Below are 21,898 nucleotides of genomic sequence, written 5' to 3'. Positions count from 1 at the left end.
TGCTAGCCCCGTTTGGTACCTCCTGATGCGGGTCGGCGGCACACATTCAGAACGACCGCCGCCGGTAGCGGCGATATTCCGGTGTCCAGTTGCTGCGTTCGATGGCGGCGCGCAGCTTGATGCCGTCGGTCTTCAAGGCCACGCCTTCCTGCTGGGCCTGGGCGGCCACGTCGAAGGCGATCAGCTTGCTAAGTTCGCGGATCTGGGAAAGGGGCGGCAGGAGGGCGCCTTCTCCCTCTTTGGCGATGGGCGCCTCTCGCGCCAGGGCCCGCGATGCCGACATCAGCATGGCGTCGGTGACGCGCCGGGCGCCGCTGGCGAGGACGCCCAGACCGATCCCAGGGAAGATGTAGGCGTTGTTGCACTGGGCAATGGGGTAGCTTTTCCCCTGGTAGACCACCGGTGCGAAGGGACTGCCGGTCGCCACCAGGGCCTGGCCATCGGTCCAGCGGACCACGTCCTCGGGCAAGGCTTCGGCCCGCGAGGTGGGGTTGGAAAGCGGCATGATCAGGGGACGCTCGCAGCCGGCATGCATCGTCTTCACGACCTCCTCGGTGAAGATACTGGGCATGCCACAGACGCCCAGCAGCACGGTGGGTTTGAAATGCCGCACCACTTCCAGCAGGGACTGGTTTTCCCAGTCGGCCGCCATCTCGGGGTCGTGGGCCAGCTTACGCTGGAAGTTTCTCAACCAGGCCTGGTCGGTCGTGACCAGCCCGTCCCTATCCACCATGCAGATCCGCTGTCGCGCCTCTCGCTCGGACAGGCCCTCGACCTGCATGGCCAGCACCACTTGTTCGGCGATGCCGCAGCCGGCGGAACCCGACCCGACGAAGACCACCCGCTGCTGGGTGATGCTCTCTTCGCGGGCCTCGCAGGCGGCCAGCAGAGTGCCGACACAGATCGAGGCCGTGCCCTGGATATCGTCGTTGAAACAACAGAGCCGTTCACGATAGCGGTAGAGGAGCGGCAGGGCATTGGCCTGGGCGAAGTCCTCGAACTGCAGCAGCACATTCGGCCAGCGCTGCTTGACGGCATCGATGAAGGTCTCGAGGAAGATGTCGTATTCCTTCTGGGAAACGCGCGGATGGCGCCACCCCATGTACATGGGGTCATCCAGCAAGGCCTGGTTGTTGGTGCCCTCGTCGAGCATGATCGGCAGGGTATTGGCGGGGCTGATACCGCCACAGGCGGTATACAGGGACAACTTGCCGATGGGGATGCCCATGCCGCCGATGCCCTGATCGCCCAGGCCGAGAATCCGCTCACCGTCGGTGACCACGATCACCTTTACCCTGTCCTTGGTGGCGCTGCGCAGGATATCGTCCATGCGGTCCCGGTCGGGGTAGGAGATGAAGAGCCCGCGGTGATTGCGATAGATGTTGGAGAATTCCTCGCAGGCCTGGCCCACCGTGGGGGTATAGATGATCGGCAGCATCTCCTCGAGATGCTCGGTGACCAGCCGGAAGAACAGCGTCTCGTTATCATCCTGGATGGCGCGCAGGTAGATATGGCGATCGAGGGCATTCTGGCACTGGGAATACTGCCGGTAGGCCCGTTCCGACTGCTCCTCGATCGACTCCACGTTCTGCGGCAGCAGTCCGATCAGGTTGAGTTCGATGCGCTCCTCGCGGGAAAAGGCGCTGCCCTTGTTGAGCAGTGGCATCCCCAGCAGTGAAGGGCCGGCGTAAGGAATATAGAGAGGACGTTTCTTGTCGTTGGTCATTGCAGGTCTCTGTCAGTGACTGGAATGGGCCGGAGACACTCGTGACGGCGTCTTGTCATCAACTCTAGCATGCCGACCTCGAGGGCGCCGCGGCACTTCATGCCGGCTCGCCCGGGGGTCGGGCTTTCTGGCTGAACCCGGCTCAAACGAAAGAACCCAGCCCCGCCGCCTGGCGAAGGCGGCCCATCAAGGGCACCGCCTCGGCACGGGCCCGCTCGGCACCCTTGATCAGCACCTGTTCGATATGTCCCGGGTCCTCCATCAGCGCCCGGTAGCGCTCGCGGGGCTCGCGCAGCTGCTCGTTGAGCAACTCGAAGACGCGGTTCTTGGCGTCGCCCCAGCCGATGCCGTTGGCGTACTCGGTGCGCATGGCCTGGGTCTCCTCCGCGGTGGCGAGGGCCGAGTAGATCTGGAAGAGGGTGCAGGTCGCCGGGTCCTTGGGCTCACCGGGCTCCAGGGAATTGGTCTTGATCTTGCGCACCAGCTTCTGGAGCTTCTTTTCGGAGACGAACAGCGGGATGGTGTTGTGGTAGCTCTTGGACATCTTGCGACCGTCGAGGCCATTGAGGACCTCCACCCTCTCGTCCACCACTGCCTCGGGATGGGTGAAGTACTGCCCCTTGTAGAGATGGTTGAAGCGTCCGGCGATATCGCGAGCCATCTCGATATGCTGGATCTGGTCACGGCCCACAGGTACCTTCTGGGCGTTGAACATGAGGATATCGGCGGCCATCAGCACGGGATAGCCGAACAGCCCCATGGTGATGCCCTTGTCGGGGTCCTGGTTGCCGGCGACCTCGTTCTCGGCCACCGCCGCCTTGTAAGCATGGGCGCGGTTCATCAACCCCTTGGCGCAGACGCAGGAGAGCATCCAGGTGAGCTCGGGGATCTCCGGTACGTCCGACTGGCGGTAGAAGATAGCGTTGTCGGTATCCAGGCCCAGCGCCAGCCAGGTGGCGGCGATTTCCAGGCGCGATTCCCGCACTCGTTGGGGGTCCTGGCACTTGATCAGCGCATGCAGGTCGGCGAGGAAGTAGTAGGACTGGACGTTGGGGTCCTGGCTCGCGGCGATGGCGGGCTTGATCGCCCCCACGTAGTTGCCCAGGTGGGGCGTGCCGGTGGTGGTGATGCCGGTGAGAACGCGTGTCTTCTCGGAAGCTGCACTCATGGAAAGCGGACCCTGCTGTCGGAAATGCCCGCTATGGTAACGCGAGGCCCTGGTCAAGGCGACCGAGATGGCCCGGGTCAACGCCGGCATCAGGGATCTGATCCCCGGCGCCGCTCACGCTTATTTCAATAAGTCGGCCGGCTCGACATTCTCCAGGCCGAACGCCTCGGCCACGGCCTGGTAGGTGACCCGACCGTCGTGGACGTTGAGTCCGGCCGCGAAGTGCGGGTCGTCGGCCAGGGCCTGCTTCCAGCCCTTGTCGGCAAGGGCGGTGACGAAGGGCATGGTGGCGTTGGTCAGCGCCTGGGTGGAGGTACGGGCCACGGCGCCCGGCATGTTGGCCACGCAGTAGTGCACGATCCCGTCGACGATGTAGGTCGGATCGGTATGGGTCGTGGGCCGGCTGGTCTCGAAGCAGCCCCCCTGGTCGATGGCCACGTCCACCAGCACGCTGCCAGGCTTCATCTCGGTGAGCATCTCGCGGGTGATCAGCTTGGGCGCGGCCGCGCCGGGAATCAGCACGGCGCCGACGATCAGGTCGCACTCGCGCACCGCCTCGTCGATGGCGTCGGCGGTGGAGAAGACCGTCTTCATGCGCCCCTGGTAGCGGTCGTCCAGAGTCTCGAGGCGCGGGATGGACTTGTCGAGCACCGTGACCTCGGCCCCCAGGCCCAGCGCCATGCGAGCGGCGTTCTCGCCCACCACGCCGCCACCGATCACGGCCACCTTCGCCGGGGCCACGCCGGGCACGCCGGGCAGCAGCACACCGGCCCCGCCCTGCGCCTTCTCCAGGCTGCGGGCCCCCGCCTGCACGGCCATGCGGCCGGCCACGGTGCTCATCGGCGCCAGCAGCGGCAGCCCACCCTGGCGGTCCGTGACTGTCTCGTAGGCGATGCAGGTGGCGCCGCTCTCCATCAGGCCGCGGGTCAGGGTCTCCTCGGCGGCCAGGTGCAGATAGGTGAAAAGCGTCTGGCCGGCCGACAGACGGGCGACCTCCTCGGCCTGAGGCTCCTTGACCTTGAGGATCAGCTCGGCGCCGTCCCAGACCCTCGCCACATCGGCCTCGAGACGCGCACCGGCTGCCTCGAAGGCGGCATCGGTGAAGCCGGCACCATCACCGGCCCCCGCCTGAACGGTGACCTGATGACCACGGGCGACCAGTTCCCTGGCGCCGGTGGGCGTCAGGGCAACACGATATTCGTGGTTCTTGATTTCCTTGGGAACGGCGATCTGCATGGGGCTGGCCTCCGGATGAATGGATGCGATGCGTTTCCAATGCATTACAGCACAGGCAGTTCATCCATAAAGACACTGGGAGGAAAAACGAAAATAATACTCGCAATCAGCAGTTGGACCAGAAATTTCCCCTGTTCATTACCCGAGACACAGAAAAGCCTGCAATCCGCTCAGGGCCGCCATTGCTCGCAGCGCCAGCAGGCATCGAAGACGCCTTCGAGACGCTCCCCACAGCCCGGGCAGGTCCAGTCCGGCCGGTCGTTCTTTCCCTCCAGGGCATCGTGGATCAGCACCCCGGCGCGCTCACGATTGTGGGGCGCCACCCACACCTCCGGTTCACACTCCCCCAGAGGAAGCTCACCCGCCCCGCCGCCCAGCGTCATGTTTCGAAGCTCGGCAGGCATGCCGGCGGCGGTAATGACGTTGTGGACATGGCTGACCAGCAACGCATTGGAATGGGCGAAGACACGAACATAACCGGGCGTCATGGCAGGCTCAGTCCCTGAAGACGCGGACGCCCAGGGCCTTCAGGTAGGACGTCTCGGGAATGGCCGGGTGAACCGGATGATCCGGCCCCTGATGTCCCTGGAAGAGGATCTGCCCATGGCGGTCCTGGTGGCGCACCGCGCCGCGCACCACGTCCACCAGCCGTTCCGGTGCCAGATGCATGGAACAGGACGCCGAGACCAGCAGGCCATCTCGTCCCAGCAGGCGCATGGCCTCGCGGTTCAGCTTACCGTAGGCGCGCTCCCCGTTGGGGATGTCCTTGCGCTTCTTGATGAAGGCCGGCGGATCCAGGATCACCACATCGAACTGCTCGTCGTCGGCCTTCAGCGCCGCCAGGACCTCGAAGGCATCCCCCTCGCCGATCGCCACCTGCTCTTGCAGGCCATTGAGGGCCGCATTTTCGGCGACCCTCTCCAGTGCCGCACCTGACGAATCCACGCAGAGCACCCCACTGGCGCCGTGGGCGGCGGCCTGAACGCCCCAGCCACCCACATAACTGAAGAGGTCCAGTACCCGCTTGCCGGCCACCAGGCTATTGAGCCAGGCACGATTGACACGGTGGTCATAGAACCAGCCGGTCTTCTGGCCATCGAGCACCGGGGCGGCGAAACGCACGCCGTTCTCCTCCAGCAGCACCGGGTCGGGCAGCTCGCCCTTGACCACCTCGATACGGGATTCGAGACCCTCCTGGCGGCGCCCGCTGGTGTCGTTGCGAAAGACCACGACCGCCGGCGAGAGCACCTTGTCGAGGGCATCGAGAAGTTCCTCGGCGACCGCCTGCATGCCGGCGGTGTTGAGCTGAACGACGAGGACATCGTCATAACGGTCGATCACCAGTCCCGGCAACAGATCACCCTCACCATGCACCAGGCGGTAGAAGGGCTTGTCGAATAGCCGCTGACGCAGAGCCAGGGCCTGATTCAGGCGGTGCACCAGCAGTGAGCGGTCGAGCCCCTGCGTCGGGTCCCGGGAGACCAGGCGGGCGCAGATCAGTGAGTGCGGATTGACATAGGCCACGCCCATGGCCTTGCCGTTGGCGGCTTCAACCATCACCTGTGACCCGACCTCGAGGCTCTTGAACGGCGTGACCTCGGTATCGATCTCATTGGAATAGAGCCACAGGTGGCCGGCCTTGAGGCGGCGGTCGGCGTTCTTCTTCAGGCGCAGGGATTGCAGGGTCATCATGGGTCTCGCTGGATAAGGTGGAGGATAACCGTTCAGGTCTGACAACAGACACAGAAGACGCTGGCCCGCTGGCCGAGGGTCACCAGGCGGAGTTCGGCGCCGCAACGGCGGCAGGGCTGGTGGTGGCGACCATAGACGTTGAGGCGCTGCTTGAAATAGCCCGGCTCGCCGGTACCGCCGACGAAGTCGCGCAGGGTGGTGCCACCCTGGGTGATGGCGGCGGCCAGTACCTCGCGCACCGAACCCGCCAGGCGCTCATAGCGCACCCGGGAGATGCGGCCGGCCGCGCGGCGCGGGTCGATACCGGCCAGGAAGAGCGCCTCGGCGGCGTAGATGTTACCCACCCCGACCACCACGGCGTTATCCATCAGGAAGGGTTTTACCGCCAGCCGACGGCCCCTGGAAATCGAATAGAGCCGTTGCCCATCGAAGGCCTCCGAGAGTGGCTCCGGCCCCAGACGTGCCAGGCGCAGATCCTGCTCCCCGCTGCCGGCCAGCCAGTCGACGAAGCCGAAGCGCCGCGGGTCGTGATAACGAAGAATGGCGCCGTCATCGAGCACCAGGTCGAGATGATCGTGCTTCTTCGGCAACTCGCCGATCCGGACGATGCGCAAGCTACCCGACATGCCCAGGTGCCAGAGCAGTGTCATCGTCTCGGCCCCTTCCAGGGAAAACAGCAGGTACTTGGCGCGCCGGCGGATCTCAAGGACTCGGGCGCCCACCAGCCGGTCGACGAGATCCGCCGGCACCGGCACGCGCAGCCGCGTCTGGCGCACGATCACTTCGGTGATCTCGCGGCCCTCCACATTGGGGGCGATGCCGCGCCGGGTGGTCTCGACTTCAGGAAGCTCGGGCATGAGGGGCTCGCATAACGCCTGAACCCGACGCAAGGCCGGGTTCAGAAGGACAGGCATCTACCTGCGGTGGAAACGATCAGGTGTTACTTGATCTTGGCTTCCTTGTACATCACATGCTTCCGGACGACCGGATCGAATTTCTTGAACTCGAGCTTGTCCGGGGTGTTCCGCTTGTTCTTGTCAGTGGTGTAGAAATGGCCGGTCCCGGCACTGGACACCATCTTGATTCTGTCACGCATGATTGAAGTCTCCCTGGATAGAACGCTTAGATGGCGTCGCCGCGCTTGCGAATATCGCCGAGCACCGTCTCGATGCCCTTCTTGTCGATGATACGCATTCCCTTGGAGGAAACACGCAGCTTGACGAAGCGATTCTCCGACTGCACCCAGAAGCGGTGGCTGTGAAGATTCGGCAAGAAGCGACGACGGGTCTTGCGCTGGGAGTGTGAGACGTTGTTACCAGTTACCGGGCGCTTGCCGGTAACCTGACATACTTTGGACATTGGAGCCTCCAACCGCTGGCCAGATGTTCGATACCTGAGCCTGAGTGTTCAAACCTGTCGGGCAAACCGGAAGATCCCGCCGCATTTGACCCAAGGGAATTCAAAGGCTGCACTTTATACCAGAGAGCGGACGCTTCGGCAAGTCTCGATGACCCCGGTAGTCTCTGGACTACAACCATCCCCGCTCGGCAAAGGACACCACCTCGCCGTCTCCCACCACGAAATGGTCCAGCACCCGTATCTCGAAAAGCCCCAGCGCCTCACGAAGCCGCTCGGTGATGCGGCGGTCGGCATCACTGGGTTCGGCTACCCCGGAGGGATGGTTGTGGGCGAAGATTATTGCCCCGGCGCCCAGTTCCAGGGCGCGACGGGCCACCTCACGGGGGTAGACCGAGGCACTGTCCAGGGTACCGCGAAACAGCGACTCGAAGCGTATCACCCTGTGCTGACTGTCTAGGAACAGCGCGGCGAACTCCTCGTGCCCCAGGTGACGAAGCTGCGAGGCGAGGTAGGCGCGCACCAGGGAGGGCGAGGTCAAGGCATCGCCACGGGCCAGCTGACTGGCCAGATGACGACGCGAGAGTTCCAGGGTCGCCTGCAGTTGCACGTACTTGGCCATGCCCAGGCCATGGCCGGCACAGAATCGCGCCTGGTCCGCCTCCAGCAGGGGCCTCAGGCCGCCGAAGGTCGAGAGCAGGTCCCGCGCCAGATCCACCGCCGAGCGCCCCGCCACGCCGACGCGCAGGAAGATCGCCAACAATTCTGCATCGGACAGGGCATCGGGGCCCAGCGCCAGCAGCTTTTCCCGGGGACGCTCGCCCGCCGGCCAATCGCGAATCGCCATCCTGTCCACCTCCCTGCCGTGGCCACACCGTGTTTTCCCAGTGTAGCCACTCGGCACGCGTCGTGGCGGCTACGCAATACCGAGCGCCAATATGGTAAGGTAAACGCCTCGATATCAGCTTGGATTCTGACCATGCCATCGCTTCCCGGCCGACGGATCCTGCTCGGCATCAGTGCCGGCATCGCCGCCTACAAGAGCGCCCAGCTCGCCCGCCTGCTCACCCAGACCGGTGACGAGGTGCGCGTGGTCATGACCGAGGGCGCCCAGGCCTTCATCACGCCGCTGACGCTCCAAGCGCTGACCGGGGAAGCGGTGCGCACCTCCCTGCTGGACCCCGAGGCAGAGGCCGGCATGGGCCATATCGAGCTGGCCCGCTGGGCCGACATCATCCTCATCGCCCCGGCCACCGCCGACCTGATGGCGCGCCTGGCCCAGGGCCTGGCGGATGATCTGCTCACCACCCTCTGTCTGGCCAGTGAGGCCGAGAAGTTGATGGCGCCGGCCATGAACCAGGCCATGTGGCGCCACCCGGCCACACAGCGCAATGCGCGACAGCTGGCCGAGGACGGCTGGCGGCTGCTGGGGCCGGACAGCGGCGACCAGGCCTGCGGCGATGTGGGCCCCGGGCGGATGCTCGAGCCCGAGGCGATTCTGGCGGCCCTGCTTCAGGCCCCCGATGCCATGCCGGTGAACGCTCGCGAGGCCGAGAGCCTGACCATCACCATCACCGCCGGCCCCACCCGTGAACCGCTGGATCCGGTGCGCTACCTCTCCAACCACAGCTCCGGCAAGATGGGCTTCGCCCTGGCCGCTGCCGCAGCAGCACTCGGCGCCCGGGTTCGCCTGATCAGCGGCCCGGTGAGCCTGGCCACCCCGGAGGGGGTCGAGCGGTTCGACGTGGAGACTGCCCGGGAGATGCACGAGGCGGCGCTGAGGCTCGCCACCGACAGCGATATCTTCATCGGCTGCGCCGCCGTGGCCGACTACCGGGCCGAGACGGCCGCCGAGCACAAGATCAAGAAGGTCGACGGCGAAGACGGCCTCACCCTGAGACTGGTCAAGAACCCCGATATCATCGCCAGCATCGCGGCGCACGGCCTCTCGCCGGAACGGCGCCCCTTCGTGGTGGGCTTCGCCGCCGAGACCCGCGACCTGGAGACCTATGCCCGGGGCAAGCTGGCCCGCAAGAATCTCGACATGATCGTCGCCAACGACGTCTCCCGGGCCGGGCTCGGCTTCGGTACCGACGACAATGCGGCCCTGCTGCTGTGGCGGGAAGGCGACAACGAAGGTCGTGAACAGCTGGCGCCCCAGCCCAAGTCACAGATCGCCCTGGCGGTGATTCGCCGTGCCCTTGCCTGCCGGCAAGCCCACCTCGATGCCTGACCCCTCGACCCAGACCCTGGAACTCCTTCCGATGCCCGACACCGCCGACCTCGCTCCTGCCAAGCCGCGCCTCGCCGTCAAGCTGCTCGATCCGCGCATGCGTGACGCCCTGCCCCACTACGCTACCGCGGGGTCCGCGGGCCTGGACCTGCGCGCCCTGCTCGATTCCCCGCTGACCCTGGCGCCGGGCCAGTGCGAGTTGGTCCGCACCGGGCTTGCCATCCATATCGCCGACCCGGGGCTTGCCGGCATGATCCTGCCCCGCTCGGGGCTGGGCCACAAGCACGGCATTGTGCTCGGTAATCTGGTGGGACTGATCGATTCCGACTACCAGGGCGAGCTGATGATCTCCACCTGGAACCGCGGCAACGCCCCCTTTACCATCGAGCCCTTCGAGCGGCTGGCACAATACGTGCTTGTTCCCGTGGTGCAGGCCGAGCTGGTGCTGGTCGATGACTTCGACACCAGCCATCGGGGCGCCGGTGGATTCGGCAGCTCTGGTCGGCACTGACAGCAAGGGAAGGCGCTGAGGCGCTAGACATTCAACAAAGGACGGATTCCATGACTCAAGCAACGAGCCAGGCAGTACCCGCCTCCATCTTCCGCGCCTACGACATCCGCGGCATCGTCGACGATACCCTGACCGAGACCGGCGTCGAGCAGATCGGCCGCGCCATCGGCAGCGAAGCCCGGTCTCGCGGGGAGTCCACCGTGGTCGTCGCCCGCGACGGACGCCTCTCCGGCCCACGGCTGCTCGCGGCCATGACCCGCGGCCTGACGTCGTCGGGCTGCGACGTCGTCGATATCGGCATGGTGCCCACCCCGGTGCTCTACTTCGCCACCCATATCCTCGAGGGTACCGCCTCCGGGGTGATGGTCACCGGCAGCCACAACCCGCCGGACTATAACGGCTTCAAGATCGTGCTTTCCGGCGAGACGCTCTCCGGCGACGCCATCACCGCGCTGCATACTCGCCTCGCCACCGACGACCTCACCCGGGGGCAGGGCCGCGTGCGCCAGGAGGATCTGCGCGACGCCTACCTCGCGCGCATCCTCGGCGACGTGACACTCGCCCGGCCGCTCAAGGTGGTGGTGGACTGCGGCAACGGCGTGGCCGGCGAGTTGGGCCCGGTGCTGGTCGCGCGGCTCGGCGCCGAGACCATACCGCTGTTCGCCGAGATCGATGGCACCTTCCCCAACCACCATCCGGACCCGGGCAAGCCCGAGAACCTGAAGGACCTGATCCGCACCGTCCAGGAGACCGGCGCCGATATCGGCCTGGCCTTCGATGGCGACGGCGACCGCCTCGGGGTGATCACTCCGAGCGGGGCGCTGATCTACCCCGACCATCTGCTGATGGCCTTCGCCGAAGACATGCTGTCGCGCAATCACGGCGCCAGGGTGATTTTCGACGTCAAGTGCACAGGCAACCTGACCCGGGTGATCGAGGAGGCCGGCGGTACCCCCGAGATGTGGCGTACCGGCCACTCGCTGATCAAGGCCCGCATGAAGGAGACCGGGGCCCTGCTGGCCGGCGAAATGAGCGGCCATATCTTCTTCCGGGAGCGCTGGTACGGCTTCGATGACGGTCTCTATGCCGCCGCCCGCCTGCTGGAGATTCTCTCCAGGCAACCCTCCACACAGGGCATCGACGCCGACACCTTCTTCGCCCGCTATCCCCAGGATCTGGGCACCCCGGAGATCAACATCACGGTGACCGACGAGACCAAGTTCGAGTTGGTGGCCAGGCTGGCCAGGGAGGGTGACTTCGGCGAGGACGGCATCAAGACCACCCTGGACGGCATTCGCGTCGACTACCCGGATGGCTGGGGTCTGTGTCGCGCCTCCAACACCACACCAGTGCTGGTATTGCGCTTCGAGGGCAAGACCCGGGCGGCCCTGGATCGCATCCGCACACGCTTTTCCCAGGCCCTCCAGCAGGTGGCTCCGGAACTGGACCCGGCCCTCTAGGAGCCTGTCGGGCTTGACCGATCGACAGCCACAGGAACGACAAGGAAACCCGAGCATGACCGAACAGACCCGCGACCCGAAGCTGGTGGTGGAGATACTCTCCGAGGCACTGCCCTATATCCAGCGCTTCTCCGGAAAGACCGTGGTCGTGAAGTACGGCGGCAACGCCATGACCGAGGACACTCTGATCGACTCCTTCGCGCGCAACATCGTGCTGATGAAAGAAGTGGGCATCAATCCAGTGGTCATCCACGGCGGAGGGCCGCAGATCGGCGAACTCCTCAAGAAGCTGAACATCGAGTCGCGGTTCGTGGGCGGCATGCGGGTGACCGATGCCGAGACCATGGACGTGGTGGAGATGGTGCTCGGCGGCCTGGTCAACAAGGGCATCGTCAACCTGATCAACCAGTGCGGCGGCAAGGCGATCGGCCTGACTGGCAAGGACGGCGCCCAGATCCGCGCCCGCAAACTCCAGGTGGAGCATCGAACACCGGACATGACCGCCCCGGAAATCATCGACATCGGCCATGTGGGCGAGGTGGAACACATCTCCACCGAACTCATCGAGATGCTCGCCGAACGCGACTTCATCCCGGTGATCGCCCCCATCGGCGTCGATGCCGCCGGCCAGAGCTACAACATCAATGCCGACCTGGTCGCCGGCAAGGTGGCCGAGGCCTTGAGTGCCGAGAAGCTGATGCTGCTGACCAATGTGGCCGGTCTGATGAACGCCGAGGAGGAAGTGCTCACGGGTCTCACCACGACCCAGGTGGATGCACTGATCGCCGATGGCACCATCCATGGCGGCATGCTGCCGAAGATCCGCTGCGCCTTGGACGCGGTCAAGGGGGGCGTGAAGAGTGCCCACATCATCGACGGCCGGGTGCCCCATGCCATCCTGCTGGAGATCTTCACCAACGCCGGTGTCGGCACCCTTATCACCGACCTCCCCCCGGAGGCCTGACCTCAATCATCAGAAAAGACAGGATCGCCATGACGCAGGAAACCCCCACGCCCACACGGCGCGAACAGATCCTCCAGACCCTGGCACTGATGCTGGAGGAAGACAGCGGCAAACGCATCACCCGCATCCTCGACGAAGAGCCGCATGCCACCCCGCGCTGCGGTCGGATCCTCGTCCACCAGCTGTTCGAGCGACTCGAGACCCAGCTCAAGCAGGTACTGCGCGAGCCCGCCGTGGCCGGGGCCTGAGAGCGCCGAGCGCCGCAGGATAATGTCATGGCCATTCCCGACGTCAACGAAGAAACCCACCGGACTCGACATCCGGTGGGTTTCTCGTTGGCTTCCTCGACACCTGGCGCCCGTCGCCGATCTGCAGGCGGATCTTCTTCATGGCATTCTTCTCCAGCTGGCGGATGCGCTCGGCGGAGACACCATAGACGTCAGCCAGATCATGGAGGGTTGCCTTCTTGTCGGAGAGCCAGCGGCGCTGCAGGATGTCCCGCGAACGCTCGTCCAGTTCCTCCAGGGCCAGCTGCAGGCGACGGGTCGAATCGTCTTCCCAGTTACTGTCCTCGATCTGGGTGGCCGGATCGGAAGCGACATCATCCAGGTAATGCACCGGGGACTGGTAACCGGACTCGTCGTCATCGCTGGGCGAGGCATCGAAACCGGCATCGTGTGCGGAGAGACGCCCTTCCATCTCGCGCACCACCTCGGGCTTGACGTCGAGATCCTTGGCGATGGCATCGACCTCGTCATTGTTGAGCCAGGCCAGGCGCTTCTTGGCACCGCGCAGGTTGAAGAACAGCTTGCGCTGGGACTTGGTGGTAGCCACCTTGACAATACGCCAGTTACGCAGCACGAACTCGTGGATCTCGGCCTTGATCCAGTGCACGGCAAAGGACACCAGCCTGACCCCATGATTGGGATCGAATCGCTTGACGGCCTTCATAAGGCCCACATTGCCTTCCTGGATCAGGTCCGCCTGGGGCAGGCCGTAGCCGGAATAGCTGCGGGCCACATGCACCACGAAGCGCAGGTGCGACAGCACCAGGCGACGCGCCGCCTCGAGATCCCCGTCATCATGGAGGCGGAAGGCCAACTCCCGCTCCTCATCGGCGGTCAGCATCGGAATGCCGTTGACCGCCTGGATATACCCATTCAGATCATGACCCGGGGAGAGTTGACCCACCGGTAGAAGACTTTTGTTCATAGGACCAGGTCGTCTCCTTAGAAGTCCAACGTACGATTCATGCTCGCTATCTCACGCTCAATATCATACCAGGCAATTCAAGAACATAATGATCGATAAAAGTGACTGCCGAATATGACGGCGAAAATCGATGAAAGTTCCGATTCTTTACCGATACGCCGTGGATTCGACCGACGTCACGCCTCAACGGGGCCGGATCTCCGCCAGGTGCCTCTTCACGGCGATCCAGGCACCCAACCAACTCAGCAGTGTACTACAGCCAACCAGGATTGCCGAGCCATGCAGGCCCAGTCGCGGCAGGCTGAAGCTGGCACCATAGCTCGCCGCCAGGGCCGAGACCGGCGCCGAGAGCCAGCCACTACCCAGGGTCAAGAGGCCCCAGGCCAGCAGGCCACCGCCCAGGCCATACCAGGCGCCGCTGTAGAGAAAGGGACGGCGCACGAAGGCATGGGTGGCGCCGATCAGGGTCACCACCTCGATCTCCTGCCGACGGCTCTCCACCGAGAGCCGGATGGTATTGCCGACCACCAGCAGGACTCCCAGGCCAAAGAGCACCACCAGCGCCAGGGTCACCCGTCGCCCCAGCTCCGCCAGGTAGCGCAGACGCTCTATCCACGCCAGGTCCAGACGCACCTCCTCGACACCGGCGATAGCATCGAGGGACCCTGCCAGGGTCCGAACCGCCTCGGGCGACGGGTCCAGGGGCCTGACCACCACGCTGGCCGGCAGCGGGTTGTCCTCCAGCCGCCCCAGGGCATCGGACAGCCCCAGGGCCTGCTGGAATTCGGCCATCCCCTCGGCGGCTGTGATCAGTCGGGTCTGCGCCACCTGGTCGTGGGCGGCCAAGGCCTCCTCGATCCGCCCTGCCTCGGCCTCGGAGGTCCCGTTCTCGAGGTAGACGGTGAGGGTCGCGCTCTCCTCCAGCTCGGCATCCAGCAAGCGAGCGCCGTCGAGGGTCAACCAGAGCGCCGCAGGAAGCACCAGGGCAATGGCGATAGCCAGCATGGTCAGCAGACTCGCCACGGGGTGGCGCACCAGTCGAAGGGCACTGTCCAGGCACATGGCGCGATGGTGACGAACCCAGCTGAGCAGACGGCTGCGCGGCCGGGAGCCGTGTGCTCGAGCGCCCCGGGAATGCCTTGAGGGGTCAGGGCTCACGCGGCCTCCTCATCGCTCACCAGGCGCCCATCGCGCAGCCCCAGCACCCGATGCCGGAGGCGGGCGATCAGACTGAGGTCGTGGCTGGCAATCATCACCGTGGTGCCGATGCGATTGAAGTCCTCGAACAGCCCCATGATGTCGGCGGATAACTGCGGGTCCAGGTTGCCAGTCGGTTCATCGGCCAGCAACAGGGACGGCTTGTGGACCACGGCCCGGGCGATGCCGACACGTTGCTGCTCGCCGCCGGAAAGCTCGATGGGCAGGGCCTTCTCGCGGTGCAGCAGGCCCACCTTGTCCAGCGCCGCCCTCACCCGGCGTGCGGCCTCTTGAGGCTCGACACCCTGTATTTCCAGGGGCAGGGCCACGTTGTGGAAGATGGAGCGGTCGAAGAGGAGTTGATGGTCCTGGAAGACCACGCCGATCTGGCGACGATAGAAGGGAGTCTGGCTGACGTGAAGGTGGTCGATGTCGTGGCCCGCCACCAGGACTCGTCCGCGGCTGGGCCGTTCCAGGCGCATGATCAAGCGCAGCAGGGAGCTCTTGCCGGCCCCGGAATGGCCGGTGAGGAAGACCATCTCGCCCCGCCGAACATGGAAGTCGATGTTGGCTAGCGCCTCGAAACGCCCTCCATAGCGCTTGCCGACATGCTCGAAGTCGATCATGCAGGATCGTTGTCCCGGGTCGGCACGTCGAACAGGGCATCGACGAAGTCACGCGCCACGAAGGGCCGCAGGTCATCCAGGGATTCGCCGACCCCGATGAAGCGGATCGGCGTACCCAGTTGCTTGGCCAGGGCGAAGATGATGCCCCCCTTGGCGGTACCGTCGAGCTTGGTCAGGGTGATGCCGGTGACCGGGACCGCCTCGTTGAAGGTACTGGCCTGAGAGATCGCGTTCTGGCCGGTACCCGCATCCAGCACCAGCATCACCTCGTGGGGCACGCTGGCATCGAGCTTGCCCATCACCCGATGGACCTTCTTGAGTTCCTCCATGAGATGGCCCTTGTTGTGCAGGCGACCGGCCGTATCGGCAAGCAGGACATCGATCTTGCGGGCCTTGGCAGCCGCGAGGGCGTCATAGATCACCGAGGCGCTGTCGGCCCCGGTATGCTGGGCGATCACCGGGACGTCATTGCGCTCCCCCCAGACCCTGAGCTGCTCTACGGCGGCGGCACGGAAGGTATCGCCGGCGGCCAGCATAACGCTGCGCCCTTCCCGCTGGAAGCGATGGGTCAGCTTACCGATGGTGGTGGTCTTGCCCACGCCATTGACCCCGACCACCAGGATGACGAAGGGACCCTCGCCCGGCGGCGGCATGTCGAGGGGGCTGACGACCGGCTCGAGCATGGCGGTGAGCTCTTCCTGGAGAGCCATCAACAGCGCCTGAGGATCCTTGAGCTCCTTGCGGGAGACTCGCTCGGTGAGACGATCGATGATCTCGGTGGTGGCCTCGATCCCCACATCCGCCATCAGCAACTGGGTCTCGAGTTCTTCGATGAGATCGTCGTCGATCTGCTTCCTGCCGAGGAAGAGGCCGGAGAGCCCCTCGCTGAGGTTGGCGCGGGTCTTGCCGAGCCCGGCCCGCATGCGTGCCAACCATCCCGACGGCGCATCGCCTTCCGGCACGGCCTTCGGCTTCTCCTGAAGGGCCGGCCTGGGTGGCGTCTGCTCGGCAGCGGGCTCTGGGGTCGAGCCCTGCTCTGCCTCATCCGGCGTCGGTACACCTTGCGCCGGTTCCTGGCCCCGGGTCGGCGGATCGCTCAGGCGCTCGGTATCCTGATCCTCGGCTTTCCCGGGGCCGTCCTGCTGCTTGCGCTTGAAAAAACCCAACATGGAGAGAATCCGCCTCAAGGGTGAACGTATCCCCATATCCTACCACCCTGGCCGATGACTGTGGACACGCCCGCCGTTACAATCCCTGCATGCCACGCCGCCCAACTCGCCCCTCCCGTCGCCCCGCCCCCGCCGCCCGAAAAGGCCAGGGACGACTGCGCCTGATTGGCGGTGAATATCGACGTCGGCTGCTGCCGGTGCTGGACAGGCCGGGCCTGAGACCGACGCCGGATCGGGTTCGCGAGACCTTGTTCAACTGGCTCCTCGCCGACCTGCCCGGGGCACGGGTTCTGGATCTCTTCGCCGGCACCGGCGCCCTGGGACTCGAAGCCCTTTCCCGAGGGGCAAGGGCCGCCTGCTTCGTGGAGCGGGATGCCGCTGTCGCCCAGGCGCTCGAAGACAACCTGATGACCCTGGGGGCAGATGACAGGGCCGATGTGATGACGACCGATGCCCTGGCCTTCCTGTCGGGCGCTCCATCGCCCTTCACCCTGGTCTTCCTCGACCCCCCGTTTTGCCAGAGGCTCGCCGCACCCTGTTGTACCGCTCTGGAAGCCGGATGGCTCAGCAACGACGCCATTATCTATCTGGAAACCGAGTCAGGCATCGCCCCCGAGGTACCGGCCAACTGGTCACTCCACCGGGAAGTGAGGGCCGGTGAAAGCCAGGGGCGCCTCTACCATCGCCGGCCACCCGGAGAGGCCCCGACCGAGTCGTCCGACGGCGACGCTTGCTGAGGTCCTGCCACGGCGTTACGCTGCGCGCTGACCCAACCATCGGGCCTGCCAGGCACCCGGATTGCATTCAGGAGAACAGGATGAGCAGCGAACTCTTCAATCGGCTCGAACAGAAGGTGACCAGCGCCGTGGAGGCCCTGGAATTGCTCAAGCTGGAAGCCGAGGAACTGCGCGAGGAAAATGCCCGCATGAAGCAGGAACGCCAGGAGTGGGAAGACCGCCTGAACGCCCTGCTGACCAAACTCGATGATGTCGACACCGGCAGCAACGCCTGAAGGCGCAGCGACCTCAGCTCAGCGGGCGTGACATCAAGACGGCATCTTCCCGCGGCGCGCCGGGCGTCGATGGGGGATAGTAGCCCCGTCGGCACCCATCCTCCAGGAAGCCCAGGCGGTGGTAGAGAGCCAGGGCAGAGGCATTGCCCGCCCTGACCTCGAGCAGCCGCACGCCCAGCCCCTGCCGGCGCCACCCCGGCATCACCAGGATCGCCTGGAGTTCCGCCTCGAAGGGCAGCCTCGCCACCAGCGCATACCCCGCCAGTGCCTGTGCGGACTCCAGGTCATCGATACCGAAGACGCGAACATCCGGATCGGACAGCGATCGGGCCAGCGACGTGTCGCCTGCCGACATCGTGGGATCGCCCCGGGCCAGGCGCGTCACCGCCGCCAGATCATCAGGTGCCAGCCGGCGAATCATCCCCATCTTCCTCAGGATTCTGCCAGGCATGATGCCAATCCAGCAGTTGCGGCCACAGCGAGCGCTTGGACTCGGCACTGGTTGTCAGGTCATCGAGCCCGGGCAACTGCCAGGCCGGCAGGTCGAGGAGTCGGCAATGGCCGTCCTCGAGGCTCAATACCGAGGCCAGGGTCTCGTCCCTGCCGAATACCAGCAGTCGCTCGGGGGCCCAACCCCGGCGGCGACGCCCCTCTAGAAATGCCTGGAGCCCCTGGCAGGCCTCTTCCCGCGGCGATTCCACCGGCATGTCGTCCATTGGCGGCCAGCGAAAACCCTCGAAGGTAGGTGCCTGGTCCAACAAGATTCCGGCGGCCCCCAGGAGGTTGACCAGTAAGCGGCATTGGGACGCATCGGGTGAGGAATCACCGGGTGCCAGCATCAGCCAGCGTCCCGACAGGCAGGCCACTTGGAGGCTGAAGCGCAGCGGGGCTTCCGCAGCGGCCTCAGCTTGCGGACGCGCGTTGAGGGCCGGAGTGGGATCCCCTGGCGGTGAGACCGAATCTCCATCGAGCAGTGACCTCGCCTTGCCGCGCACCGCCGGCGTGTGTCGGTGTTCACGACCGGACGCCACGGGTGCCCGCGGCGCGGGCGCCTTGGAGGTCTCATCCAGCAGGGCATGCAATCGCTCTCCGGGCGCCTCGGCGGGCAAGGTCTCGGGCAATTCCCATTCGCAGACCGGCGTCGGTCGAGCGTTGGGCAGCCGATAACGAGCCACCCAAGACGTCAGCCCCATGGCTTCCAGGTATTGGGAGCGTTGCGGCTCGCCTGTCACGACCCGCTGCCGCCTCGGCAACCGGGCGAGTCTGGCCGGGATTGGCCCCTGACCTGCCATTCCTCCGGGGTATACAGATGCAGGGCCAGGGCATGGACGGGACCGGAGAGCTCATCGGTCAGGAGGGCATATATCTGCTGATGGCGCTTGACCGGCATCAATCCCTGGAAGCGACTCGACACCAGGGTGACCTTGAAGTGGGTCTCGGAATTGGCCGGCACACTGTGCATGTGACTCTCGTTTTCCACCCTCAGGGAAGTGGGTTCGAGGGCCTGCAGCTTGTCTTCGATGATGGCCTGGATTCCCATGACGGCTCCTCGATGATGAATGATGACACTATTGTACCCGTTCGCACGGGCTTGGCTCAGTCGCGACGGGTGGCGGGAAGGTCCAACGCCCGTCGCGACCTCTCCTGGGCCTCACCGGCTGGCGATACGCGTGCCAGGCTGACTACAAGGGCCGCCAGACTCGCCGCCGCCCCAATCCAGAGCGTCGACTGCACCGGCGTACTGGCCGCCAGAAAGGCCCCGACCAGGGCGACACCCAGGGATTGTCCCACGGTCCGGGTCGTGCTCATCACCCCGGAGGCGTTGGCACTGCGCTCACGCGGCACACTGGTCATCATCTCGCGGTTATTGGGCGGTTGAAACAGCCCGAAGCCGATGCCACAGAGTGCCGTACGCCAGAGACCGTCGACCACGCCCGCCTCGGCGTCGAGCAATGCCAGGGACACCATCCCCAGCGCCAGGAGGACCAGGCCGCCGCTGGCGAGCAGGCTGGGATTGACCCGGTCGGCGAATCGACCCGCCAGGGGACCCACCAGCATGATGGCCAGGGGCCAGGGCGTAAAGAGCCAGGCGGTCTCCAGGGGCGAGAAGCCCATTTCCTGCTGGTAGAGGAAGGACAGTGCCACGAAGGTGAGTCCCTGGCCGATGAAGGCGAGGCCCGAGGCCGAGACCGCCAGGGTGAATCTGCGCTCCCGGAACAGCGACAAGGGCAGGAGAGGATGAAGCGCTTGCCGCTGACGTACCAGGAAGCCGGCACCCGCAGCGAGACTCGCTGAGACCCAGGCGAGGATTTGCCAGGCCGCCATGCCTTGACCCATGCCGTCCATGGCCAGGAAGAAGCTTGCCAGCATGGTGATCGAGAGCAGGGCACCGAGACCGTCGAAGCTACCCCGACGGCGCGGCTCCCGGGGCAGGGCCCGCCAGGCCAGGACCAGGGCGCAGCAGCCCAGGGGCAGGTGCAGGACGAACAACCAGGGCCAGTTGCCCACGGAAAGGACCAGTCCACCGATGGTCGGGCCGGCGGCATACCCCGCGGCCACCACCAGAGCACTGAGCCCCAGGGCGCTACCCAGCAGGCGCGAGGGGAAGATCGAACGATAGATCGCCGGGCCGATGGACAGGGTGGCCGCCGCAGCCAACCCCTGCAGGGCCCGGAACACCAGCAGCGTCTCCAGGCTCGTCGAGAGGGCACTACCCAGGGAGGCCAACACGAACAGCGATAGACCCGCCACATAGAGGCGTCGGTGGCCGACCAGCTCACTGACGGCGGCGAAAACCAGCAGGAAGGCGGCGCAGACGATCTGGAAGAGGTTGGTGACCCAGACCACACGGGAGGCGGGAACCCCGAGGTCAGACGCGATGGAAGGCAGCGCGATATTGACCATGGTGGTGTCCACCACCGCCATCGAGGTACCCAGAATCAGCGCCGTTACCGCCAGGCGTCGCTCCCTGCCGGGCAGGCCATCGTCACCGGGCCGGTTTTCGAAGAGTCGACCCATCTCGGGCTCCCGTCACGAGAAAACCGGCCGCAACCGGTTTTCTCGAGGTCACTGTCGAGGCAGGATGATCAGTCCTGATCGGTTTCCAGCAGTAGACTATCATCTACCTCGGCGATCTCGAGGGCGGTCTCGTTGTCCAGGTCGATGGCGAGATAACTGTGTTCGACCTGCAGGAAGCGCTGGAACAGCGACCAGTCGATGGTCTCGGGCCATTGGCGTTGATCCTCTTCCCAGGCCCGCAGCTCGGTCTCGAGGATCTCCAGATATCGCTCACGGATGAAGGCCTCCAGGCCCTCTGGCGACTCCATCTCCGGGATCAGGTAGACGGTGCTTTCCTTTTCGACATCGGCCAGGGTCAGGTCGTCCTCGCCCATGGTGGGCTCCAGGGCATTGATCCAGTCCACGAAATGCCGGGTCGGCCTGACGCTCAGAGCGGAGCGGTTGAGCAGTTTCATCATGGTCTCCTCGACGTCGAAACGACGCTCATTATGGGCGCACGCCGCGCCGGTTACCAACACTTCCCACCCAACACCGTCAGGCTCCAGCCCAGCCCCTTCAGTCTCCTTCCGGACGCATGGCGGGGAAGAGCAGAACATCGCGGATCGAGGGACTGTCGGTGAACAGCATCACCAGGCGGTCGATGCCGATGCCCTCGCCCGCCGTGGGCGGCAGGCCGACCTCCAGCGCGCGGATATAATCCGCATCGTAGTACATCGCCTCCAGATCGCCAGCTTCCTTGTCAGCCGCCTGAGCCCGGAATCGCTCGGCCTGATCCTCGGCATCGTTGAGCTCCGAGAAGCCGTTGGCGATCTCGCGGCCGCCGACGAAGAACTCGAACCGCTCGGTGACGAAGGGGTCGCTGTCCTTGCGGCGGGCCAGGGGGCTCACCTCGGCCGGGTACTCGGTGATGAAGGTCGGCTGGTCGAGTCGATGCTCGGCCACTTCCTCGAAGATCTCGGTCTGCAGCATGCCCAGCCCCCAGTTGTCCTTGACATGGATGCCGAGCCTTTCGGCCAGGGCGCGAGCCGCCTCCAGGGTCGCCAGGTCCGCCTCCTCGACGCCCTCGCCGTGGGTGAGTATCGCCTCGCGCAGGGTAAGTCGCGCGAAAGGCTTGCCGAGGTCATAGGTACTTCCCTGGTACTCGAGCACGCTGGTGCCGAGCACTTCCTGGGCCGTAGCGCGCAGCATCGCCTCGGTCAGGTCGAGCAGGTCGCGGTAGTCCGCATAGGCCCAGTAGAACTCCACCATGGTGAACTCGGGGTTGTGCCGGGTGGAAAGCCCCTCGTTGCGGAAGTTGCGGTTGATCTCGAAGACCTTC

General features: G+C 65.3%; 25 protein-coding genes and 1 pseudogene. 7 read left to right on the top strand and 19 right to left on the bottom strand.

Annotated features, from left to right (window positions below; all coding sequences use genetic code 11):
• Positions 1-46 precede the first annotated feature (46 nt).
• From ACESMD_RS08165 to radC, 9 genes are all read right to left on the bottom strand, one after another.
• Positions 47-1,726, bottom strand: coding sequence for an NAD-dependent malic enzyme (locus ACESMD_RS08165; protein ID WP_372612069.1), 1,680 nt, complete (start codon positions 1,724-1,726; stop codon positions 47-49).
• Positions 1,727-1,868: 142 nt separating this feature from the next.
• Positions 1,869-2,894 carry a tryptophan--tRNA ligase gene (trpS, locus tag ACESMD_RS08160; protein WP_372612067.1) on the bottom strand — a complete coding sequence of 342 codons (1,026 nt, stop codon included), beginning with the start codon at positions 2,892-2,894 and terminating at the stop codon, positions 1,869-1,871.
• Between the two features lie 120 nt (positions 2,895-3,014).
• Complete coding sequence (ald, locus tag ACESMD_RS08155) at positions 3,015-4,130, bottom strand: alanine dehydrogenase (RefSeq protein WP_372612065.1); 1,116 nt, start codon at positions 4,128-4,130, stop codon at positions 3,015-3,017.
• A gap of 170 nt (positions 4,131-4,300) precedes the next feature.
• On the bottom strand, positions 4,301-4,618 hold the full coding sequence (locus ACESMD_RS08150) for a putative signal transducing protein (protein ID WP_372612063.1): 318 nt from the start codon (positions 4,616-4,618) through the stop codon (positions 4,301-4,303).
• Positions 4,619-4,625: 7 nt separating this feature from the next.
• Complete coding sequence (locus ACESMD_RS08145; RefSeq protein ID WP_372612061.1) at positions 4,626-5,819, bottom strand: class I SAM-dependent rRNA methyltransferase; 1,194 nt, start codon at positions 5,817-5,819, stop codon at positions 4,626-4,628.
• Positions 5,820-5,854: 35 nt separating this feature from the next.
• Positions 5,855-6,679 (bottom strand): bifunctional DNA-formamidopyrimidine glycosylase/DNA-(apurinic or apyrimidinic site) lyase, encoded by an 825-nt coding sequence (gene mutM / locus ACESMD_RS08140; RefSeq protein WP_372612059.1) that lies wholly within the window; start codon positions 6,677-6,679, stop codon positions 5,855-5,857.
• An 83-nt stretch (positions 6,680-6,762) separates the two neighbouring features.
• A complete protein-coding gene (gene rpmG, locus ACESMD_RS08135) occupies positions 6,763-6,918 on the bottom strand; it encodes a 50S ribosomal protein L33 (protein WP_372612057.1) in 156 nt (51 codons plus the stop codon).
• A gap of 26 nt (positions 6,919-6,944) precedes the next feature.
• Positions 6,945-7,181, bottom strand: coding sequence for a 50S ribosomal protein L28 (gene rpmB / locus ACESMD_RS08130; RefSeq protein ID WP_372612055.1), 237 nt, complete (start codon positions 7,179-7,181; stop codon positions 6,945-6,947).
• A 169-nt stretch (positions 7,182-7,350) separates the two neighbouring features.
• Entirely contained in the window at positions 7,351-8,025 is a 675-nt protein-coding gene (gene radC, locus ACESMD_RS08125) for a DNA repair protein RadC (protein ID WP_372612053.1), read from the bottom strand.
• A 132-nt stretch (positions 8,026-8,157) separates the two neighbouring features.
• On the opposite strand from radC, the gene coaBC reads away from it, so the two are divergent.
• The 5 genes and pseudogenes from coaBC to ACESMD_RS08100 all read left to right on the top strand — a co-directional run.
• Positions 8,158-9,411 (top strand): bifunctional phosphopantothenoylcysteine decarboxylase/phosphopantothenate--cysteine ligase CoaBC, encoded by a 1,254-nt coding sequence (gene coaBC, locus ACESMD_RS08120; RefSeq protein ID WP_372612051.1) that lies wholly within the window; start codon positions 8,158-8,160, stop codon positions 9,409-9,411.
• A gap of 31 nt (positions 9,412-9,442) precedes the next feature.
• A complete protein-coding gene (gene dut / locus ACESMD_RS08115) occupies positions 9,443-9,922 on the top strand; it encodes a dUTP diphosphatase (RefSeq protein ID WP_372612073.1) in 480 nt (159 codons plus the stop codon).
• Between the two features lie 50 nt (positions 9,923-9,972).
• The gene (locus ACESMD_RS08110) at positions 9,973-11,382 is read left to right on the top strand and encodes a phosphomannomutase/phosphoglucomutase (RefSeq protein ID WP_372612049.1); all 1,410 of its coding nucleotides are present in this window, start codon (positions 9,973-9,975) and stop codon (positions 11,380-11,382) included.
• A gap of 55 nt (positions 11,383-11,437) precedes the next feature.
• Positions 11,438-12,346 carry an acetylglutamate kinase gene (gene argB, locus ACESMD_RS08105; protein WP_372612047.1) on the top strand — a complete coding sequence of 303 codons (909 nt, stop codon included), beginning with the start codon at positions 11,438-11,440 and terminating at the stop codon, positions 12,344-12,346.
• A 29-nt stretch (positions 12,347-12,375) separates the two neighbouring features.
• Positions 12,376-12,573, top strand: a pseudogene (locus tag ACESMD_RS08100) (hypothetical protein); the annotation flags it as partial.
• 64 nt (positions 12,574-12,637) lie between these two features.
• Here ACESMD_RS08100 and rpoH read toward each other — a convergent pair.
• The 4 genes from rpoH to ftsY all read right to left on the bottom strand — a co-directional run bounded on the left by rpoH (position 12,638) and on the right by ftsY (position 16,550).
• The gene (gene rpoH, locus ACESMD_RS08095) at positions 12,638-13,558 is read right to left on the bottom strand and encodes an RNA polymerase sigma factor RpoH (protein WP_372612045.1); all 921 of its coding nucleotides are present in this window, start codon (positions 13,556-13,558) and stop codon (positions 12,638-12,640) included.
• Positions 13,559-13,741: 183 nt separating this feature from the next.
• Positions 13,742-14,716 carry a permease-like cell division protein FtsX gene (gene ftsX / locus ACESMD_RS08090; RefSeq protein ID WP_372612043.1) on the bottom strand — a complete coding sequence of 325 codons (975 nt, stop codon included), beginning with the start codon at positions 14,714-14,716 and terminating at the stop codon, positions 13,742-13,744.
• The gene (ftsE, locus tag ACESMD_RS08085) at positions 14,713-15,381 is read right to left on the bottom strand and encodes a cell division ATP-binding protein FtsE (RefSeq protein WP_372612041.1); all 669 of its coding nucleotides are present in this window, start codon (positions 15,379-15,381) and stop codon (positions 14,713-14,715) included. The genes ftsX and ftsE overlap by 4 nt, the downstream gene beginning before the upstream one ends.
• Positions 15,378-16,550 carry a signal recognition particle-docking protein FtsY gene (gene ftsY, locus ACESMD_RS08080; protein WP_372612039.1) on the bottom strand — a complete coding sequence of 391 codons (1,173 nt, stop codon included), beginning with the start codon at positions 16,548-16,550 and terminating at the stop codon, positions 15,378-15,380. The genes ftsE and ftsY overlap by 4 nt, the downstream gene beginning before the upstream one ends.
• Before the next feature lie 89 nt (positions 16,551-16,639).
• On the opposite strand from ftsY, the gene rsmD reads away from it, so the two are divergent.
• Together rsmD and zapB are read left to right on the top strand one after the other, a co-directional pair.
• Positions 16,640-17,287 carry a 16S rRNA (guanine(966)-N(2))-methyltransferase RsmD gene (gene rsmD / locus ACESMD_RS08075; RefSeq protein WP_372612071.1) on the top strand — a complete coding sequence of 216 codons (648 nt, stop codon included), beginning with the start codon at positions 16,640-16,642 and terminating at the stop codon, positions 17,285-17,287.
• Positions 17,288-17,367: 80 nt separating this feature from the next.
• Positions 17,368-17,562, top strand: a complete 195-nt coding sequence (zapB, locus tag ACESMD_RS08070; RefSeq protein ID WP_372612037.1) for a cell division protein ZapB — start codon at positions 17,368-17,370, stop codon at positions 17,560-17,562.
• A 13-nt stretch (positions 17,563-17,575) separates the two neighbouring features.
• Here zapB and ACESMD_RS08065 read toward each other — a convergent pair whose 3' ends face one another.
• From ACESMD_RS08065 to ACESMD_RS08040, 6 genes are all read right to left on the bottom strand, one after another.
• A complete protein-coding gene (locus tag ACESMD_RS08065) occupies positions 17,576-17,983 on the bottom strand; it encodes a GNAT family N-acetyltransferase (RefSeq protein ID WP_372612035.1) in 408 nt (135 codons plus the stop codon).
• Positions 17,961-18,794, bottom strand: coding sequence for a hypothetical protein (locus tag ACESMD_RS08060; RefSeq protein WP_372612033.1), 834 nt, complete (start codon positions 18,792-18,794; stop codon positions 17,961-17,963). The genes ACESMD_RS08065 and ACESMD_RS08060 overlap by 23 nt, the downstream gene beginning before the upstream one ends.
• The gene (locus tag ACESMD_RS08055) at positions 18,791-19,102 is read right to left on the bottom strand and encodes a BolA family protein (RefSeq protein ID WP_372612031.1); all 312 of its coding nucleotides are present in this window, start codon (positions 19,100-19,102) and stop codon (positions 18,791-18,793) included. Before ACESMD_RS08055 ends, ACESMD_RS08060 begins: the two co-directional genes overlap by 4 nt.
• A 56-nt stretch (positions 19,103-19,158) precedes the next feature.
• Complete coding sequence (locus ACESMD_RS08050; protein ID WP_372612029.1) at positions 19,159-20,580, bottom strand: MFS transporter; 1,422 nt, start codon at positions 20,578-20,580, stop codon at positions 19,159-19,161.
• A 68-nt stretch (positions 20,581-20,648) separates the two neighbouring features.
• Entirely contained in the window at positions 20,649-21,035 is a 387-nt protein-coding gene (locus ACESMD_RS08045) for a hypothetical protein (protein ID WP_372612027.1), read from the bottom strand.
• 100 nt (positions 21,036-21,135) lie between these two features.
• A partial coding sequence (locus ACESMD_RS08040) for an amino acid--tRNA ligase-related protein (RefSeq protein WP_372612025.1) occupies positions 21,136-21,898 on the bottom strand: 763 nt, incomplete at its 5' end.

It is taken from the genome of Halomonas sp., from assembly GCF_041689495.1.
Taxonomy (GTDB): domain Bacteria; phylum Pseudomonadota; class Gammaproteobacteria; order Pseudomonadales; family Halomonadaceae; genus Halomonas.
The sequence above is the reverse complement of the archived record's forward strand: the minus strand, read 5'-3'. Positions and strand labels throughout refer to the sequence as shown.

Coding starts and splice junctions, on each gene's coding strand:
- ACESMD_RS08165 (WP_372612069.1), bottom strand. CDS start 1,726: ATGACCAACGACAAGAAACGTCCTCTCTATATTCCTTACGCCGGCCCT.
- trpS (WP_372612067.1), bottom strand. CDS start 2,894: ATGAGTGCAGCTTCCGAGAAGACACGCGTTCTCACCGGCATCACCACC.
- ald (WP_372612065.1), bottom strand. CDS start 4,130: ATGCAGATCGCCGTTCCCAAGGAAATCAAGAACCACGAATATCGTGTT.
- ACESMD_RS08150 (WP_372612063.1), bottom strand. CDS start 4,618: ATGACGCCCGGTTATGTTCGTGTCTTCGCCCATTCCAATGCGTTGCTG.
- ACESMD_RS08145 (WP_372612061.1), bottom strand. CDS start 5,819: ATGACCCTGCAATCCCTGCGCCTGAAGAAGAACGCCGACCGCCGCCTC.
- mutM (WP_372612059.1), bottom strand. CDS start 6,679: ATGCCCGAGCTTCCTGAAGTCGAGACCACCCGGCGCGGCATCGCCCCC.
- rpmG (WP_372612057.1), bottom strand. CDS start 6,918: ATGCGTGACAGAATCAAGATGGTGTCCAGTGCCGGGACCGGCCATTTC.
- rpmB (WP_372612055.1), bottom strand. CDS start 7,181: ATGTCCAAAGTATGTCAGGTTACCGGCAAGCGCCCGGTAACTGGTAAC.
- radC (WP_372612053.1), bottom strand. CDS start 8,025: ATGGCGATTCGCGATTGGCCGGCGGGCGAGCGTCCCCGGGAAAAGCTG.
- coaBC (WP_372612051.1), top strand. CDS start 8,158: ATGCCATCGCTTCCCGGCCGACGGATCCTGCTCGGCATCAGTGCCGGC.
- dut (WP_372612073.1), top strand. CDS start 9,443: ATGCCCGACACCGCCGACCTCGCTCCTGCCAAGCCGCGCCTCGCCGTC.
- ACESMD_RS08110 (WP_372612049.1), top strand. CDS start 9,973: ATGACTCAAGCAACGAGCCAGGCAGTACCCGCCTCCATCTTCCGCGCC.
- argB (WP_372612047.1), top strand. CDS start 11,438: ATGACCGAACAGACCCGCGACCCGAAGCTGGTGGTGGAGATACTCTCC.
- rpoH (WP_372612045.1), bottom strand. CDS start 13,558: ATGAACAAAAGTCTTCTACCGGTGGGTCAACTCTCCCCGGGTCATGAT.
- ftsE (WP_372612041.1), bottom strand. CDS start 15,381: ATGATCGACTTCGAGCATGTCGGCAAGCGCTATGGAGGGCGTTTCGAG.
- ftsY (WP_372612039.1), bottom strand. CDS start 16,550: ATGTTGGGTTTTTTCAAGCGCAAGCAGCAGGACGGCCCCGGGAAAGCC.
- rsmD (WP_372612071.1), top strand. CDS start 16,640: ATGCCACGCCGCCCAACTCGCCCCTCCCGTCGCCCCGCCCCCGCCGCC.
- zapB (WP_372612037.1), top strand. CDS start 17,368: ATGAGCAGCGAACTCTTCAATCGGCTCGAACAGAAGGTGACCAGCGCC.
- ACESMD_RS08065 (WP_372612035.1), bottom strand. CDS start 17,983: ATGATTCGCCGGCTGGCACCTGATGATCTGGCGGCGGTGACGCGCCTG.
- ACESMD_RS08055 (WP_372612031.1), bottom strand. CDS start 19,102: ATGGGAATCCAGGCCATCATCGAAGACAAGCTGCAGGCCCTCGAACCC.
- ACESMD_RS08050 (WP_372612029.1), bottom strand. CDS start 20,580: ATGGGTCGACTCTTCGAAAACCGGCCCGGTGACGATGGCCTGCCCGGC.
- ACESMD_RS08045 (WP_372612027.1), bottom strand. CDS start 21,035: ATGAAACTGCTCAACCGCTCCGCTCTGAGCGTCAGGCCGACCCGGCAT.